The organism is Chitinophaga sp. SVR4-12A (genome assembly GCF_056754765.1).
This window is the reverse complement of record NZ_JBPGWP010000002.1, coordinates 1,134,314-1,152,687: the sequence shown is the minus strand read 5'-3', so window position 1 is coordinate 1,152,687 and position 18,374 is coordinate 1,134,314. Positions and strand designations below refer to the sequence as shown.

At 49.1% G+C, this 18,374-nt stretch carries 16 protein-coding genes; 9 read left to right on the top strand and 7 right to left on the bottom strand.

Going from position 1 to position 18,374, the window contains the following annotated elements; all coding sequences use genetic code 11:
• Positions 1–271: 271 nt before the first annotated feature.
• The 3 genes from ACR9Y8_RS30985 to ACR9Y8_RS30975 are packed head-to-tail and all read left to right on the top strand — an operon-like array spanning position 272 to position 3,641.
• A complete protein-coding gene (locus ACR9Y8_RS30985) occupies positions 272–1,405 on the top strand; it encodes a caspase family protein (protein WP_481217183.1) in 1,134 nt (377 codons plus the stop codon).
• The gene (locus ACR9Y8_RS30980; protein ID WP_481217182.1) at positions 1,405–2,616 is read left to right on the top strand and encodes a hypothetical protein; all 1,212 of its coding nucleotides are present in this window, start codon (positions 1,405–1,407) and stop codon (positions 2,614–2,616) included. Before ACR9Y8_RS30985 ends, ACR9Y8_RS30980 begins: the two co-directional genes overlap by 1 nt.
• Positions 2,617–2,633: 17 nt before the next feature.
• A complete protein-coding gene (locus ACR9Y8_RS30975) occupies positions 2,634–3,641 on the top strand; it encodes a ComEC/Rec2 family competence protein (protein WP_481217181.1) in 1,008 nt (335 codons plus the stop codon).
• A 56-nt stretch (positions 3,642–3,697) separates the two neighbouring features.
• Here the strand turns inward: ACR9Y8_RS30975 and ACR9Y8_RS30970 are convergent, their stop codons facing one another.
• A complete protein-coding gene (locus tag ACR9Y8_RS30970; RefSeq protein WP_481217180.1) occupies positions 3,698–4,117 on the bottom strand; it encodes a hypothetical protein in 420 nt (139 codons plus the stop codon).
• Positions 4,118–4,359: 242 nt separating this feature from the next.
• Here ACR9Y8_RS30970 and ACR9Y8_RS30965 point away from each other — a divergent pair, with 242 nt between their 5' ends.
• Positions 4,360–4,743 carry a VOC family protein gene (locus tag ACR9Y8_RS30965; protein ID WP_481217179.1) on the top strand — a complete coding sequence of 128 codons (384 nt, stop codon included), beginning with the start codon at positions 4,360–4,362 and terminating at the stop codon, positions 4,741–4,743.
• A gap of 72 nt (positions 4,744–4,815) precedes the next feature.
• Here ACR9Y8_RS30965 and ACR9Y8_RS30960 read toward each other — a convergent pair whose 3' ends face one another.
• From ACR9Y8_RS30960 to ACR9Y8_RS30940, 5 genes are all read right to left on the bottom strand, one after another.
• Positions 4,816–5,196, bottom strand: a complete 381-nt coding sequence (locus ACR9Y8_RS30960; RefSeq protein ID WP_481217178.1) for a SnoaL-like domain-containing protein — start codon at positions 5,194–5,196, stop codon at positions 4,816–4,818.
• Between the two features lie 102 nt (positions 5,197–5,298).
• A complete protein-coding gene (locus ACR9Y8_RS30955) occupies positions 5,299–5,673 on the bottom strand; it encodes a hypothetical protein (protein WP_481217177.1) in 375 nt (124 codons plus the stop codon).
• Between the two features lie 2 nt (positions 5,674–5,675).
• Positions 5,676–6,002, bottom strand: a complete 327-nt coding sequence (locus ACR9Y8_RS30950; RefSeq protein ID WP_481217176.1) for a hypothetical protein — start codon at positions 6,000–6,002, stop codon at positions 5,676–5,678.
• 10 nt (positions 6,003–6,012) lie between these two features.
• Positions 6,013–6,684 (bottom strand): M48 family metalloprotease, encoded by a 672-nt coding sequence (locus ACR9Y8_RS30945; RefSeq protein ID WP_481217175.1) that lies wholly within the window; start codon positions 6,682–6,684, stop codon positions 6,013–6,015.
• Between the two features lie 18 nt (positions 6,685–6,702).
• Positions 6,703–7,218, bottom strand: a complete 516-nt coding sequence (locus ACR9Y8_RS30940; protein ID WP_481217174.1) for a hypothetical protein — start codon at positions 7,216–7,218, stop codon at positions 6,703–6,705.
• 390 nt (positions 7,219–7,608) lie between these two features.
• Here ACR9Y8_RS30940 and ACR9Y8_RS30935 point away from each other — a divergent pair, with 390 nt between their 5' ends.
• On the top strand, positions 7,609–8,082 hold the full coding sequence (locus tag ACR9Y8_RS30935; RefSeq protein ID WP_481217173.1) for a hypothetical protein: 474 nt from the start codon (positions 7,609–7,611) through the stop codon (positions 8,080–8,082).
• Positions 8,083–8,089: 7 nt separating this feature from the next.
• Here the strand turns inward: ACR9Y8_RS30935 and ACR9Y8_RS30930 are convergent, their stop codons facing one another.
• Positions 8,090–8,821: a GntR family transcriptional regulator gene (locus ACR9Y8_RS30930; RefSeq protein WP_481217172.1), complete on the bottom strand. Its 732-nt coding sequence runs from the start codon at positions 8,819–8,821 to the stop codon at positions 8,090–8,092.
• 238 nt (positions 8,822–9,059) lie between these two features.
• On the opposite strand from ACR9Y8_RS30930, the gene ACR9Y8_RS30925 reads away from it, so the two are divergent.
• The 4 genes from ACR9Y8_RS30925 (at position 9,060) to ACR9Y8_RS30910 (ending at position 18,369) form a co-directional block, all read left to right on the top strand.
• Positions 9,060–10,316, top strand: coding sequence for a glucosidase family protein (locus ACR9Y8_RS30925; RefSeq protein ID WP_481217171.1), 1,257 nt, complete (start codon positions 9,060–9,062; stop codon positions 10,314–10,316).
• Between the two features lie 188 nt (positions 10,317–10,504).
• A complete protein-coding gene (locus tag ACR9Y8_RS30920; protein ID WP_481217170.1) occupies positions 10,505–13,579 on the top strand; it encodes a SusC/RagA family TonB-linked outer membrane protein in 3,075 nt (1,024 codons plus the stop codon).
• An 18-nt stretch (positions 13,580–13,597) separates the two neighbouring features.
• On the top strand, positions 13,598–15,103 hold the full coding sequence (locus ACR9Y8_RS30915) for a RagB/SusD family nutrient uptake outer membrane protein (protein WP_481217169.1): 1,506 nt from the start codon (positions 13,598–13,600) through the stop codon (positions 15,101–15,103).
• Between the two features lie 389 nt (positions 15,104–15,492).
• The gene (locus ACR9Y8_RS30910; RefSeq protein WP_481217168.1) at positions 15,493–18,369 is read left to right on the top strand and encodes a glycoside hydrolase family 38 N-terminal domain-containing protein; all 2,877 of its coding nucleotides are present in this window, start codon (positions 15,493–15,495) and stop codon (positions 18,367–18,369) included.
• The last annotated feature ends 5 nt before the right edge of the window (positions 18,370–18,374 follow it).

The window sequence follows — 18,374 nt, the reverse complement described above, 5'->3', positions numbered from 1 at the left end:
TGTACATTTCTGCAGATAAATTACCAGAGCCTCCTGGTATCGTTCCATTGTTAGTACGTAACTTATCTTCATACCTCAAAAAAAAAGTTTTTGTAACATAAAGCGGTTAATAAGAAGTTAATAAGATCTTGATTTTTAATACCTCCTTCACTACTATTTCATATCCATAAGTTGTTCGAATATTCTTATCTTTAATCAACTTAGAACACAGGATCAAGACCCCGAATCATGTTCCCTACCCTACCACATAACCGCATTATTAAATTCGCATATGGCATTGTATTTTAATCAAATACAACAAGGCCCGCAAACGCACATCCTTATCATCGGCGTTGGCGGCTACCCTTACCTGAATGGCGGTACCAAAGCCGTTCCGCAAACATTCGATGGCGCACAGCTACTGGGCCAATTGAGCTCACCCCCTGTATCGGCAGAAGCTTTTTACAATATGGCCCTGGAGCTGCACAATGAAGGCGCCTGGATCAAGCCCCTGGGCAGTATCAATGTACTGGTATCCCCGGACCCTACGGCCGGCAACCTTTTCGCCGGACAAACACTGGAGCCGGCCACCATCAGCAATATCGAAAACGCTTACCTGGATTGGAAAAAGCTTTGCAACAGCGATTCGGAAAACGTTGCCATCTTCTTCTTTTGCGGCCATGGGCTGGATAAAGGAGAACACTATCTGCTGGCAGAAGATTTTGGCCAGCGGGCAGACAATCCCTGGAAAGGCTCCTTCGCGTTTGATATGACACGACGCGCCTTCTTCTCCTGCAAGGCCCGCACGCAGCTCTTTTTCGTGGACGCCTGTCGCCAGCTTACCTCGGATATGCTGAAAACAGATCTGCCCAGTAATCCCATTGAGCCGCCCAGCCTCCTGGCCAAAGATTGTGCATTCAACCTCACCCAGAAAGCAGCTGCGGCCAATGAGAGCGCCTATGGCAAAAAGAACGAAGTTTCCTTTTATACCAAAGCGCTTATAGGCGCGTTGAAAGGCAATGCCAGCAACAATGATATCGGGGAATGGCGGATCGCTACCGGCACCTTGTCTTATAAAATGAACAGCTTCTTACAACTGGAAGCGCCCGGACAAGGCTACCCACAAAGATGTATCAGCACTACAAGCGACACAACGGATATCATCCGTTTTACCAAGCCGCCCATGGTGCCGTTAAAAGTGACCTGTACGCCGGATGAAGCCCTGGCCTTCGCGCAATTATCCTGCCTGGACCCCAATACCAACCAGGGTGAAACGCGGGCCCCGGAAGGCAATCCATGGGAAACCAGGATCAAGGCAGGCCTTTATAAGATCGAAGCCAGCTTCAGCGGAGGAGAATATAAATCCAATTCCATCTTCAGGTTAGTAACGCCTCCATCCGTTAACCAGACATTAAACTGCATGTAATGAGCACTACCTCAAAAACACCGCAGGGCCAATTACAGATCGTGGTGGACAGCCACACGCCCGAATCAGCATACATTCCCAAACATCTGCAGATCATGGGGGCAGACCTCAGCGTGCAGCAGTCGGCCTGGATGAATAGCAAAACCTGGGAGCACGACTTACAGCCAGGTGTATACATGGTACGCCTGAACCTGGCCTCCGGGAAACACCTGGAACAGGTAGTGCAGATTCAAGAGGGACAAGCTACCACATTGGATTTCGATATCGCCCAGTTTAGTCCGCGGGAATCCCAGGAATGGGCCTATCTGACCAAGGCCAGTGCGGGCAACAACCCGGATGGTCCGGCCTTCAGAGGCGCCGGCAATAAAGAATCAGCGAGGTTTTTGAATAATATTAACGGCTACCGCTGGCAACTGAAGGACGCTGTCTGGACCCTCGTGAACGATATTCCTATCAACAATGCAATGATCGATGAGTATGGAGAAACTTATACCTTCCAGGTGCCCCAGGAAATGCAGCTGTTGGAAGTGGAAGTGCCGGGCAAAGCCTCCGCTTTTGTATGCCTGCCGCCCTCCGATCTGGCCTGCATGATAAAAATTGCGGAAGGCCCGCAAACGGTAGTGCCGGAGCTCGATATTTCCATCAGTACCCGTAATGAAAAAGCACAGGTATTACTCTCGCTGATCATGTCCGGCGATATGGCAAGGGCTAAAAGCCTTTCCTCGGTGAAGGATGCCGCAGCGCTGTTATACAGTAAAATGCAGGACCCTGCCGCAGCAGCCATTGGCGGCTACTTCCTGCTTAAAACAGGTGAGCTGCAAAAAATGCATGACTGGGCCAATAACCTGGCCGACTGGTTCACCTGGATGCCTGATGGCGCTATTATCCATGCCTGGCAAGTGATCCAGGAAGGTGGCCCTAATATCAACATCAAGGCCATCAGGGACCGACTGATTGAAGCGGTGAACCGGGGCATTCCTATTTATACAGAAGGCCTCCGCCTGCTCTACGATGGATTGACGATGCTGTCCTTCGAGCACAAGCAGGAGGACCAGGCGGTAGAAGAGGCGCTCAGCCGCATCAAACAATACATGGCCTATGCAGACATGAGCCAGGAAACCACCACTTTCTCCGGCGCCTATCCCGACCAACCGGGCGGCAGTAAAAAGGAAGCTGCGATGACCAGCAGGCCGGTAAAGAAAATAGATTAAACTATAACAGACACCCCATGAAATTCAATGTCAACTTTCTGCCTGCGAAGTATGGTGATTCCATCTGGATCGAATATGGATCAGCAGGCGATACAAAAAGGATCCTGATCGACGGAGGCACCAGCGGCACCAAAAAGCATATCCGCGAACTGCTGGATGCCATCCCCGGTGATAAGCATTTTGAGCTGATCGTGGTTACGCATATTGACCGCGACCACCTGGAAGGCATTTTAAGCCTGTTGGAGGAGGATGCGCTGGATTTCACGGTAGACAACATCTGGTTCAATGGCTGGAATCATCTGCCCGGCAATGATCCCATAGAGCCCTTTGGCGCCGTGCAGGGCGAAAAGCTGACCGCTTCTATTCTAAAACATCAACTGCCCTGGAATAAAAGATTTGGGGGAAAGGCGGTGATGATACAACATGACCAGCCTTTACCTAAAATAACCCTGGATGGCGGTATGCAGATCACCCTGCTCAGCCCTACCCTGGAAAATTTGGCGGTGCTGCGCGACAAATGGGAAAAGGAACTGGAGAAGGCCAATCTGATCCCCGGCTTCGGTTTGGCGGAACCGCAGGATGATGGCATCGAGCCCTTCGGCGTAGACGAGCCGGATGTAGAAGCGTTGTTCCAGGAGGAATTCCATGAAGATGAAGCAGCCGCCAATGGCAGCAGCATTGCCTTCCTGGCCAGCTATGGCGGCAAGTCTGTGTTGTTTGCCGGCGATTCCTTCCCCGGTGTGGTATTACGCTCGCTGAACAGGCTGTATGAAGGCAAGGCGCCGGTAGACCTGGTGAAGCTCTCGCACCATGCCAGCGCGCATAATACCAGTCCGGAGCTGATCGCCAAACTGGATTGTAAGCGCTTTGTGATCTCTACTAATGGGTCTATTTATAAACATCCCTCGCAGGTGACGGTAGCAAGGGTGATCCGGCTGCAGGGCCCGGGCACGGAACTGATCTTTAATTATAAAACAGCGTATAACCAGTGCTGGGATCTTGAGCGCCTTAAAGGAGAAATATAATTATGTGGCTACGTTTCCACAGCATGAAGGGATAGAGGTAACAGTCTGATATCATATCATAAATATAATGGTAAGGTAATTTTCACAGGCACTTTCCGGCCTCCGCATTTTCCTATTTTCCATTTAGGCATTTTATATATCACCTTTAGTAGCTCTTTTTCGGCGAAAGTCAGTTCATCCTGTTTTTTCCCTTTGATTCTGGCTCCGAGAACAGCACCATGTTCATCAACTACAAACTGTATTTGAAAAGAAGCCTGAAAAACATCCTGCTCAGGATAATGAAAGTTTTTCGCTATAAAATTTAATAAGGCTGGAGGCCCGCCAGGATACTCGGGTTGTTTATCAACAAAAGTATAAACTTTCAATTTTGCTAAACTGTCATATTCATATGGACAATTTTCCGCTTCGTTTCCCGCTGGCTTACTATTATCTATAAGTAAGGGCAGTAAAAAGATAATAAGACATATTGCTTTCATAACCATTGTCTATTGCTGCCTGTCGTGTTGGATATCCGTCTGAGCATTACTACTTAAATAAAAGGAAATAAATAACCGGGCTAAAAGATAAGACGACTGCTTCATGGGTATAGGATGCCTGTTAATTTCTTAAACGGCTGATTTGTAAATGCAAGATATATAAAATTGACAAATAGCATTCTGCCGTGGCACATGATATCCTGCGAAAAAGTATTATTATTGTTTAATAAAACAATTAAACAATGAAACGAGTAACAGGGATCGGGGGCATTTTCTTTAAATGTCAGGACCCGGAGAAAATGAAACAATGGTACAAAACACATCTCGGGTTTGACACCAGCCAATACGGGGCAAAGTTTGAATGGCAGCAGGCATCAGACGCAACAGAGAAAGGATATACGCTATGGAGCCCGTTTCCCGACAAGACCAAATATTTTGAGCCTTCATCGAAGGACTTTATGATCAATTACCGGGTTGAAAACATCGAAGCACTTGTTGAAGAATTAAAAAAGGAAGGAGTAACGGTGTTAGACGAAATAGAAACGTTTGACGAATATGGAAAGTTCGTCCACATTCTTGACGTTGAGGGCAACAAAATTGAGCTGTGGGAACCGAGCACCAAATAGTACGCGTACTTTCCCGGCAATTCCTTTTTCGATATAAAAAGAATTGCCAGGAAAACACCGGCATTCATCTTTTCAATAAAAGAACTGCTCCAGCACAATCTTCCCATCCCTCACTTCATACAGCATAATCTGGTGGATCTGTATCATTCCATGCCCCTGCACGGTCAGATCCTTTTCCCGCACTACGGCAAAATGATTACCGGTTACAATGGGCGCGCTGGTATAAAGTCTGTGTACTGCTTCTATCCGCTTAATAAACCCATCCGCTTTTTTGCGCACGTCTGCCTTACCTTCGGCATCGTCAAAGTATGGAGAACCTGCGGGCTCTATGCTCCTTACATTGTCTGCAAAGAATTCATCCTGTATCTCATACCATTTTTCCTGCTGGGCCAGTTCATGGAAGCGGGCAGCGACTTCCTCGGTGGTCATTACTTTTTGTTGTACGTTTTCCATGGTCATTATTTTTTAGCTTGGATATTGTACAACAAAAGTAGATTGCGGGTATCATTCTGCGGGGGTGCAAAATAGACATTATGAAGGGCGAATTTGGACATCTTACATTTCAATTTTTCTAGCCGGCAGATCCGGCGGTACCTCTTTAACGATCGCATTGATACTGTCCATATTCGGCTCTGACCATCCCCGCCTGTTAAAGGTGGAACTTTCCGAGATCCCTTTCCGCAGCTGTGCTTCGCAGTAATTGATTACCTGGTCCAGGGAGGAAAGGGCTGTCTTATTCGCCGGTTTATCCAGCTGTGCGAGGTTCAGGTATTTATAGCCCAGCAAAAATTTGTAGGCGTTCAGGTAATCTTTATTATCATAGTAATATTTCCCCATAGAATAATAAATGGCGGGGTTCTGCGTGCCGGATTGCCCCAGGATCGTGAGGCTGTATAATGCACAACAAACCGTTAAAAGAATTTTACGCATGATCATTTAATTTTTAGACTATCTGTCAATGCAGGTTTTACATCGCTGCCGGTAACGGTTGGATTGCCTGGTTGTGAATAGGAAGTGCTGTCGAACTGCAGGCCTTTATAAGTGGAAATGGCCAGGATAAAAGCGCCAAACAGGACGAAGAAGGTGCCGGGCGCCGCTTTCCTGATCAATAGTTTCTTGTCTCTCCAGGTGGCTTCTACATCTCCCGATTTATCAAAAACGCCCTTCACAAACAATTTATATCCCATCAGGATGATGAGTAAGCCGCTTAGCGTGATGATGATCTTGTACAAAAAGATATATAATGCGTACTGGTCCATGTGAGCAGTTTTATTCTTTGCAATCGCCGCATTTTGAATAGTCGATCGTTCCTTTGCTGGCATCGTCCCAGCCCTTTTCTATCATCTTTGCTCTTTTATATTTGTTGGGATGCGACTCTGAATCTTGCTCAGACCCATAGACCATGATACATTTAATAGAGGCACTTTTAGCCGCTCCTAACTTCATCAGTGCAAAGCCGCTCCAGTAATCTGCATCCAGCTCATCATCCAGTGGACTTTCATGGCGGCCAAACCCGGCAATGTGGTGACCGATCTCGTGTGATATGATAGAGATAGCGGCCCATTGGGTGGCGGCGTCTTTATCAACTTTATTCAGAAACAGATGGTCGGCGATGAGCACTCTTCTGCCATCCAGGATAGTGGCAAAGCAATTATCTTCTTTACTGGCGATAAAAACGGAGATGTCGCCGGTAAACCCGATCTGTTTTTTGATGGCCTGTACCACCTCGGGGATCCCTGAATCGTCGCCCATATGCGCTTCCCGGCTGATAAACTGCTTAGCGGTTGTTCTGTCGGCGCCGAAATAACCATCCTTGAGGCTGAAGCCGCAAAAGGGGACACGCCTGCTTTTTTTAACAAGCTGCTGGCCCTTCATCGTTGTGGAAAATAGTAAACCAAGCGACAGGAGGATCAGCACATAGCGTATAAAATACCTTTTCATACACCTGGTTTGAGTGGGTTAATGCTTTCTGTACCCGGAGGCTGTTTTGGGAATGGTGATCCTGACGGCTTTTGAGTCGTCCACATCTACGGTCAGGTCTTTGATCTCTTCCGTATTGATTTTATTATTTGCGTCAGTGCCCTGCTTTACCTTCGGTGCGGGCCCGCCGCTGCTCTCTGAAGGAGATTGGGTAGTACAGCCTTTGACGATCTGCGTGTACAGTGTATTTACATAATTGGCCTGCTGGTAGTACCAGACGTTGAGCTGGTAATACCATTGATAGCGGCAATATTGCACCAGGGTGGGATTGTTCACTACGCCGTAGGCGTTTACTTCCGGGCACTGGTTGGGGATTGCCGTCCAGTAATAATAGACATACAGCTGGTTTACCTGCGTGGCATAGTTCTGCAATTGCGTCACTGCATCTGCACAGTTCGTGGATTGCGAAAAACAGCATGCAGCAGGAAATAGTACGGCAATGAAAGTGCCCGAAAAAGCCTTTTTCAGCTGCTGACAAAATTTTGGGGCGTCCATACAGGGGGAAATTTAATGTTAACAAATAAAGGCCTTAGAAGCATGATCTTTGGGCTAACAACGAAATACGTGCTCACATGACTCATGCAAGGTAGGAAAAGTGGAATACCGCGGGAGAAAATTGGGTAAAAAGGATATTTTAGTTTGGGAACGTAGGAAAATAAAAAGTATGGTGTCTTATTAGGAGAAATGATACTTTAAGGTTAAGTAGATATTATGATTTACACACTTGGGACGGTTCATAGATTTTTTTTCGAGTAACCGCTTTTAGCAATAAACGCCTTGTCGTCCTTTATCTCAAGAATATCTTTTACTGCCTGCTTCTTATCGAACATATATAAAAATTGCCTGAATTGCCTATATTTCCTCCGCAAACTTATACCTATACCTATGCAAGCAAATAAGGCTATCGTCAGGACGTCACGAGTTGTATATATTTTCCCTGCTATGATGACATCTTTTCTGCTTATTGTTTATATTGTTAACATCAGGAAGCTCTTAATAATAAGCCTGTTTGGCACCGTGTTGCTGGCTATTGTACTGCTATGCCTTAATATTCCATGCTGGTATAGGATGCTTGTCAGCCGGGTTGCTATCGTTATCAATAATGACGGCATTTATTATCGAAAGGGATTAGTATGCTGGGCTGACATCAAAAGCTTTCAAACAATTGACGAAGATACAGGTGATGGCCCTTCATCAACGCTTATAATAACTTCCTGGGACGGCACCCTGGATCTGCGGATCAATATCACCGAATTAACTACTGATGCAAATCAAATAAGGAAATATATCTCCACTTTTACAACTAATCCTGAAGTTGTAGACGAAGGACATTTCCAAAGGATAGCAAGCGGTATATAGGTATTCCCTATTCCCTCCTGCTCTCCACCGTATACACAAAGCTATCCGCCCTGTAATACCCCAGGTTATATTCAATCGGCCTTTCTCCCTGGTCATACACAAACCGTTTCCTGAAAAGTATCGGGCTGCCCGGCTCCACTTCCAGCTTGCCTGCCAGGAACTTATCCGCCGATTTCGCAGTGATCTCTTCTTTAGACAAAGTGGCTATTACATGGTGATCTCTTTCGAGGATATCATACAAGGGGCGTTTAAAATCTTCTTCACCGGTCAGGCCTACACGCGGATGGAAATACGAGATAAAATATACAAAGGGGCCTTCTGCCTTGCCGCGCAGGCGTTCCAGCTTCAGGATCTTCTTGTCTGTTCCGATGCCAAAGAAATTGGCCACGCCTTCATCCGGTGTTACCCAGGTAACATGCAGCTCAAAGTTCCGGATGGTGATGCCCCGGGCCGTCATTTCCTGTGTGAAGCTCAGCCAGTTCTTGGATTTGGAGCTGATGGCCGGCTCGGCCACTTTTGTGCCGATACCTTTCTTCCGTACCAGCAATCCTTCATATACGAGTTTGTTGAGGGCCTGCCGTAAGGTAGACCTGGAGATTGCCAGCTGCTTGGCCAGCTGTACTTCATTAGGTAAGAATTTCCCATTTGCGTATTGCGGGTCATTAATAATCGCGCGCAGCAAGTTTTCCGCCTGGAGATGCAGCGGAAGGGGATTTTTGTGATCAATACTAAAGTTCATAGTCGCATTAGGTAATGCGCAAATTAGTAAAAAATCTGATGTGCCTGCCTGCCACTTTGATGGTATGTCTGGTCATGATAAACAACGATCAGGATGCAAAAATAGTATAAAAGCATCCTAAATAGCTAATTATCAATCCAAACTCAGCAATTCCGTCCGCCTGTCATAATTTTTTATATCTACTTGCAAAAATAGAATTATGTTTATATGTTTGTACATATTAAATCGGGCTATTCGCATGAGGCTCATCTTTACATTTCACGTTATCGGCTTTTTACTCTGCTCTCAGCTCTCTTTTTCGCAAACGGGCAATGATCAACTGGCAGCTTCCATCCTGGCAGACAGCCGCCTGGATACTATTCAGGCACGCGCACTCCACCTGCTCACGGGTTTTACCGCCGGCACCTCCTATGGGGAAGTATGGATCAGGGATTTTAACACCTTTATTAATGGCTCCCTGAAAGTACATCCGCAGGAGAAAGTGAAGGATATGCTGCTGCTCTTCTTCAAAATGCAGGGCCCTACCGGCGATATCGTAGATGGAATGATCGACTCCACCAAGGCGAATGTCAATTATAAATTCCGCTATTTTAAACTGGCCCCCGGCTGGGCCGCACATAAGAACACGGTGGAAACGGACCAGGAATCTTCCCTGATCCAGGCCGTGAAGAAGTACATCGATGCCACCGGCGACCGCTCCATCCTGAGCGAACAAATCGGTGGAAGATCTGTCATCCAGCGCATGGAAGCCGCGCTTAATTATATACTACAGGAAAGATGGTCCCCTAAATACGGCCTGGTAACCGGCGCCACTACGATAGACTGGGGCGATGTACAACCGGAAACGGGCTGGGGCGTAGCGATCAACGATAAAACAAAATGGGCCATCGACATCTATGACAACGCAATGTTTGTGCTTGCCCTGCAGGACCTGCAGGCCCTGTTGCCCCCCAATTACAAACCCCTGAAGGATTGGAAAAATATTGAAAACCAGGTGCGCGCCAACGTCCGCAAACACCTTTGGCTCAGCAACACACAAAAGTACCTGCCACATCTCTACCTGGATGGCAGTCCCTTCTCCCCTGCTTTTGACGAAAAAGAGATCCTATATACCGGCGGAACCGCCTGCGCCGTACTGGCAGGCTTTCATACCCCTGAAGAAATAGCCGTCATCAACCAGCAAATGGTACAGGCAGCAGGCAAAGAGAGTCATGCTACCATCGGCATCACGGTGTATCCTCCCTATCCGCTAAAAGAATTTCCGAATATGAAGCCGTATCTGTATCAGAACGCAGGCGACTGGACCTGGTTCGGGGGACGCATGATACAGGCATTAATTAAAAATGGGTTTATAAAAGAAGCCAACGCCGAACTGGCCCCCATGATAGACAGGGCCATTGCCAACAAGGGCTTCTTTGAGTGGTACGATGTACAAACAGGTCAACCAAAAGGTTCAGGGGATTTCAGGGGGAAGCAGGAGTTCTCTACGATGTGATTACTTTATTACGACAGTGGGCCATGCAAAATAAATAAGTCGTCAGTCGTCAGTCGTAGGTCATCAGTTTGTTAGCTGTTAGTTATTGGTATCCACTAATCACTAATGACTAACAACTGACGATTTACGACTGACAACTGGCAACACCTCACTTTTAAACATCCTTTCATAAACAAAAAAACCAGGTTATGAAACAAAGGTTCATTTTTGTCATCGCATGCATGCTGCTTGCAGTAAATGCGATGGCGCAGCTCCGTATAAGCGGGCGGGTTAAAGATGCAAAAGACGCATCGCCATTGCCCAACGTGACCATCCAGGTAAAAGGTACCAGCACGGGTACCATCACAGATGTAGACGGGAAATATTCCATCAACGTGCCTGACAACAACGCCGTATTGGTCTTCTCCTACACCGGGTATACCTCGCAGGAAGTCCCGGTAGGCGCACAAACCACGCACGACGTAGGACTGGAACTGAAAACCAACGTACTGACAGACGTAGTGGTAGTAGGTTATGGTACTGTCAGAAAATCAGACCTCACCGGCGCGGTGAGCACCATCAAGGCAGAACAGCTGATGGACAAGCCCGTGCCCAACGTCTCGCAGGCGCTGCAGGGTAAGATCCCCGGCGTAGACGTAAACATTAACAGCAGCGCCCCCGGGCAAACGGCGAAAGTGCGGGTGCGTGGTATCGGCTCCATCAACTCCAACATCGACCCCCTCTATGTGGTGGATGGTGTGATCGGTGTAGACGCCAACCAGCTCAACCCAAGCGACATCGCCTCCCTGGAAGTGCTGAAAGACGCCTCTTCCACCGCTATCTTCGGGGCCAGGGGCTCTAACGGCGTGATCCTGGTGACCACCAAACGCGGGATACGCGGCGACGGCGCTCCGCGCATCTCCTACGAAGGCAATGTGAACGTGAGCACACTTGCGCGTCATGTGAAGACACTGAATTCAGAGCAGTTCGTGAAGGTGTATAACGAGGCCTTCGCCAACGCCACCAAATTTGATCCGGCAGGTGGTACCTGGGCTCCTCCGGCCCCCCTGAACCATGCCACCTTTCCGCTGTTGTTCGATGCAAACGACAAACCACTGTACAATACCAACTGGGAGAAAGAAGTGTACAAACCGGCCGTATCTAATAGCCACTATCTGCTGATGCAGGGCGGCAGCGAGAAATCGGCCTACAGCCTTTCCCTGGGGTATCTGGATCAGGGCGGTCTGATGACAGAATCCTGGTTCAAGCGATATTCTGTGCGGTTAACGATGGATAACGACGTCAACAAATGGCTCACCGTTGGCGGCAACATCTCTTTCATCTCCGGCAAACAAAGGGTAGTATCTGATGCCAATGGCGCCCTCAACGTGCCCCGCATGGTGGCGGAAGAAGTGCCTATTTTGCCAGTGAAATATCCTGACGGCACCTGGGCAGGCAATAACGACATCGCCGGCCTGGAAGGTGGTCCTAACCCGGTGCACATCGCACAGAGCAGGTACACCATCAACAATACCCTGCTGACAATGGGAGATGCTTACCTCCTGTTCCACATCACCAAAGACCTCGATTTTAAAACAGACATTGGTTATAACCTCAACGGACAAAAGAACAATTTCTACTCAGGTATAGACTTGCCCCACCTGTCGCAAGACCAGAGCGGCGAAGCAAGCATCACCAATTTTACCAATACTTACTGGCAATCTGAGAACTATCTCACCTGGAATAAACAGATCAATGCCCGCCAGAAACTGACGGCCTTGCTCGGTATCTCCTTCCAGCAATACAACCAGGAACAATCTTATGCAAATGCCCAGAATTTCACCTCGGACTTCTTCCAGTGGCATAACCTGGGCGCCGGTTCCGTACGCAACGACATCACTTCCTCGGATTATAAATGGACGATGAACTCCTACTTTGCCCGTGTTACGTACAACATCGACGGGAAATACCTGTTCACCGCTACCGGCCGTTACGATGGTTCTTCCAAGTTCGGCGAGGACAACAAATACGGTTTCTTCCCCTCTATTGGCGCTGCCTGGAATATCTCTGAAGAGGATTTCATGAAAAAATATGGGTGGATAAACAACCTGAAGGTACGCGCCAGCTATGGCCTATCCGGTAACCAGGAAATACCGCAATACCGCTCGCTTGCACAGATCCAGCCAGACAATACCGTACTGGGAGGCGCTAACCAGGCCAGTTTGCTGCCAGGCTATATTGGCAATTCCGGCCTGAAATGGGAACGCTCCCTGCAGTTTGACGCCGGTGTGGAAGCAGCGCTGTTCGATGGCCGTATTAATATGAACGTAGATTACTATCGCCGTACCACCAAAGACCTCCTGTTGCAGGCGCCCATCGCCTGGTCCTCCGGTATGGTGGATGCCAACATCTATCAGAACGTAGGTTCTGTGCGCAACTCCGGTATCGAGGTGAACCTGCATACGGAAAACATCAAGACCAAAAACTTTTCATGGTCTACCGATTTCATCTTCGCTTCCAACAAGAACGAGATCCTGAAACTGAACCAGGGCAATGCAGACATTTTCCCTGGTCCTAACTTCCTTGGACAAACGAACGTGCTGCGCGTAGGCTCGCCCATCGGCTCCTTCTACGGCATGACCCGCCTGGGCACCTATAGTGAAGACGAAGCTGCAGAAGCGGCAACGCAGGGGTTAAAGCCCGGCGACAGAAAATATATCTATAACAAAGACGGCAGCCCCTATTATAGCATCATCGGACGCGCCTATCCCAAATGGACAGGCACTTTCTCCAGCACGATTAATTATAAAGGTTGGGACTTCTCATTTGACATACGTTTTGTACAGGGTGTAAATACTGCCGCTACCTTCAAGCACTCTACAGAGGATCGCCAGACACTGGCCAACAGCCTCGCCACCGTACTGGATGCCTGGACCCCCCAGCACCAGAACACCATGATCGCACAGGTACGCAGCTATAAGTTCACACAGGATTCCCACTTTGATACCTGGTGGGTAGAAGATGGTTCCTACATCCGCGGACAAAACTTCACGCTGGGTTATACCCTGCCGGAATCTTTCAATCAGCGTACAGGCATTACCAAATTACGTATATACGCCAGCGTACAGAACCTGTTCCTGATCACCAATTATACCGGCTACGATCCTGAAGTGGATACTTTCGTTTCAGGTTATGGTTCCAATACCGGTTTTTCACAGAACCTGGACTTCTTCTCCTACCCCAGGCCCCGCGTATGGAACCTGGGCGTATCATTAGGCTTCTAACAATTCAAACTGAAAACAATGAAGACATTAAAACATATCCTGGTAGCGGCTTTGATACTCCTGAGCTTTTCGTGTAAAAAGTTCCTGGAAGAAAAGCCTACCGGTTTTATCTCCCCCGGCGCCGATCTTGCCGGTGAGAAAGTGGCCCGCGCCTTTACCAACGGCTGTTATCAGAACCTGCAGGGATTGCTGAACGGCCAGTCCGGATCCTATGGCGGCAATACTTACAACCTGCTGGAGTTCATGACCGGCAAGGCCAATAGCGACCTCGGACAGACAGGTTTCGTGAATTTCCAGAACCTGATCTACAATAACACTTCTTTTTATGTGGATACCTGGTGGCAACACCTCTACCTGGGTGTAGGCGCGTGTAACAATGCGCTGCAATACATCCCTAAAGTGAGCGGTGTGGCGGATGACGTTAAGACCAACATGATGGCCGAAGCGCATACCCTGCGGGCCTTGTTCTACTTCTACCTGGTACGTATGTACGGCGCTGTGCCGATGGTGACCAACGTACCAACCAGTGTGGATGAGATCAATATGCACCGTACACCGGCGAAGGCGATCTATGACAGCATCATCATACCGGACCTGCTGGCAGCTGAAGGATCTACACTCGCCTGGCAGGACAATAACGGTTATGTGTCCATGGGCGCCGTGAAGTCGATCCTGGCAGACGTATACCTGACCTACGCAGGTGCAGCCATCAATGGCGGTGCCCAGTATTACGCTGAATCTGCCAAACGCTCCAAGGAAGTGATCGATAACGGTGGTTATTCTCTGTTTCCCCGCTATACAGACATGATTAACCCGGCTAACAAGAACAGGGGTGAATTCATTTTCCAGGTGCAGTACTCTGCCTCCGTGCCCGCGCCTAATCCGCTCACTCCGCTACTGCTGCCTAACTATGCAGGGATCTCTTCCTATTCAGATGAATACGGATCAGTATACCCCACGCCACAGTTCATTGCTTCTTATCCTGCGGGGGATAAAAGGGTGCAGGAAAGGCAGTTCTTTTTTACAAAGTATAAAAAGCATAACGCCGCTGATACCGTGAAGTTCCATGCCCATTATGTGTATAAGTACTTTGATTCCGCAGCCGTAGCCAACGGCGCCAAATCGGACCTGAACTATACCCTTTACCGCCTGGCAGATGTGTACCTGCTTTATGCAGAAGCTTCCAACCGGGCAGAGGGCGGGCCGAATGCCAATGCCATTGCTTATGTGAACGCCATCCGTGCGCGGGCAGGTTTGGCACCTATCGCAGCGATGCCGCAGGCCGCCTTTGAGCAGGAAGTATGGCTGCAGCGTTATTACGAGCTCTGCTTCGAGAACAAGATGTGGTTCGATATGGTGCGTACCCGCAAGGTGCATAATGATGTGACCGGGGCCTGGGACAATTTTGTGGGTCATAAAACAGTGTTCAACGCCACTTTTGGTGAGAAACAACTGTTGTTCCCGCTGCCAAAGCAGGAAACGGATGTAAATCCGAATCTGCTGCCGAACAACCCGGGATTCTAATATCATATGTTCATACATATATAGGATTTTAGGTTGTTTAAAAGTTGGGAAAAAGGTTCAGTGTACGGGCGATCTACAGCTCGTCCGTCCTGAACCTCCCACCAAACCAGACCAGGGTGTTCGTTCTCCGTCATTGCGAGGAGCAACAAGGGTTAGCGCGTGGGACGACGAAGCTATCTCACAAACGGCAAATGGCGGTAATGGTGTTTACTGCTCAGTATTTGCCGTTTGTGAGATTGCTTCGTCGCAGCTCCCCGCAAGGGCTCCTGGCTCCTCGCAATGACGGAGGATGAAGACTTGTCTCTTCCCGGCAATGTTCAATGGCTGGCTCAAGGAAAACTTGCAAATCTCCAAATATGTCCATATGTTTGTACATATACCTTTTGCGGATGAAACTCAGACATCTCTTCTTTTTTTCCTGTTTATTTTCCACGTTTTGCTTTGCGCAAGCGCAAAAAGATTTTACCTCTATTGAGTTGCAACCTACTGTAGCTTACCTCAAACCTGACAATAGCCGGATGGTACGCCTGCTTTTCCACGGGGGCCTGAGCTATGCTGCCGGCAAGCTGGTATATTCCTTTAATGGCCGCCAGGATAGCCTGGACATTCCTGCTGCGGCCCAGGGTATCTCTGTATTTGAGATTCCCCTGCCCGGCGATCCGGTCAATAAAGATGCCCAGCTGTCTGTAAGCCTCCGCTCCGGCAAGCAGACTTACGGCGCGCGTTGTATCGTTTCTCCTGCCCGCCGCAACTGGAATGTGTACGTGATGCCGCATTCCCATGTAGATGTAGGCTATACCAACGTACAATCTAAAGTGCTGGCCATCCACATGAACAATATTGACGAAGCCATCAAAATAGCGGAACACTCCGCTAATTACCCGCCCGAGGCCCGCTTTAAATGGAATACGGAAGCCATCTGGGTGGTAGAGCATTACCTGGCCCAATCTGATGCCGCCAAACAGCAACGCTTCTGGGACGCTGTACAGAAAGGATGGATCAACCTGGACGGCGGCTATGGCAATATCAATACCAGCGCTACCAGTCCGGCGCAGCTCCTGCACATGTTCTATACCGGCACCCGGCTGGCAAAAGACCATGGCCTGCAGGTACAAACCATGTTCCAGGGCGATGTGCCCGGGGCCTCCTGGGGCCTCTCCGGCCAGTCGGACATCAGCGGCATTAAATATTTCCTGAGCGCACCCAATGCCTCAGACCGTATCGGCAGTGCCGACACCTGGCGGGATCATCCTTTTTACTGGGTCTCCCCTTCCGGTAAGCAAAAGTTACTGTTCTATCAATCTTCTCCCTATTCCATCGGCTATACGCTGAAGGGCAGTAAGATCCCTAACTTCTTTACCAACGACGATCCCCAACCGTATTTCACCGGCAAGCCCTCCGAGAACTTTCTCAATCCCTTCCTTTTTGACTACCTGGCCAGGCTGGAGCAGAAAAGTTCTCCCTATAACATGACCCTGCTTACCTGGGCCATGAGCGACAACGCGCCTATCGATCCCGAGCTGCCGGAAGCCGTAAAGGCCTGGAACGAGCGCTACGCTTCTCCCCGCCTGATTATCACCTCTGTAAAACAATTCTTCCAGGACCTGGAAGCCAATTATAAAGATCAGATTCCCGTCATCGCTGGTGATTATACAGAGTTCTGGACAGACGGCATTGCCTCTGCCGCACGGGAAACCGGCTTAAACCGCCGCGCTTCCGACGAGCTGCAGCAGGCTGCCGCTATCTGGGCAATTCGTAATAAGCCTGGCTACCCGGCCCGCGATTTTGACTCCGCCTGGACCAACATCGTCATGTTCAATGAACATACCTGGGGCGCTTTCAACAGCGTATCCCACCCTGAATATCCGAAGGTTATCTCCCAATGGGCCTATAAACAGGCCTTTGCATTGAGAGGGGATTCACTGACGAAGGTTTTGCTGGCCAAAAGCACCGCTGCAGACAATACAACCGTCAATGCAGTAGATGTGTATAACACGCTGGCGCAGGAACGCAGCGGACTGGTCACCATTCCGGCTGCGCTTAGCAGCGCGGGCGACCTGGTAAAAGACAGTAAAGGTAAAAAAGTGCCTTCCCAGCGCCTTTCCAGCGGCGAGCTGGCCGTCTTTGTACCAACGCTGTCGCCCTTCTCTAAACAACGTTTTACTATCCATACAGGCGCTGCTTACAGCAACAGCCGCGCAGCTGTTACGGATCACACCCTGCAAAACGGCATCTATTCCATCACCCTGGATGGCAATACCGGCAATATTATCCGGCTCACAAAGAAAGGCATTGAACAAAACCTGGCGGACTCCGGCGGTTTAAACGAATACACTTATTTACCCGGCGATTCCCTGGAGAAGATCCAATACGCGGCAAAGCCCAATATCAGCATAAAGGAAAAAGGACCGCTGGTGGTAAGCCTGCTGGTATCTTCCGAGGCGCCCGGGGCCAACAAGCTGCAAAGAGAGATCCGCCTGGTGGCCGGTATGGATCGCGTGGAGCTGATCAACACAATCGATAAAAAAGCGGTTCCTACGAAGGAGAGCGTGCACTTTGTATTCCCCTTCAATATTCCCGGCGCACAGGTGCGCTACAGCATTCCCTGGGGAAGCATTACTGCGGAAGCTGATCAGCTGCCGCATACTAACAGGAACTGGTATACGCTGCAGCGATGGGTAGATGTTTCCAATGGCAATATCGGCATCACCTGGTCAAGCCCGGATGCTCCGCTGTTCGAGATTGGCCGTACCACCACGACGGCAGGCCTGGTAGGCGGCCTGCACGATTCTCCCCTATGGAAAACATTTACAGAGCAACAGCCTGCCATCTCTTCCTGGGTGATGAATAACCTCTGGCATACCAATTTCCGCAGAGACCAGGAAGGACCTGCTACTTTTCGTTATTACCTGCAGGCGCATAACAAGGGTTATGATGCCGCTGCCGCAAATGAATATGGGCTGGACAATCATCAGCCTTTGATAGCAGCGCCTGCTGCCGGTGCGGCAGACGAATCACTTTTCTTTAGTATTTCCGGCCCCGGTGTTTATGTAGAGAACATCAGCCCTGCCCGCAATGGCAAAGGCGTGGTGTTACAGCTCGTAAACCCATCATCCATACCCGTCGCCGTTACCTTGTCCCCCAGGGATCGATCATCCCTCCTGGTACGGCAAAGCAATTTGCTGGAAGAAGACGGTGCAGAGATGGGCAAGACCTTTACCCTGCCTGCGAAGGACCTTATCATGATACACGTAGCATCAAATTGATTGGA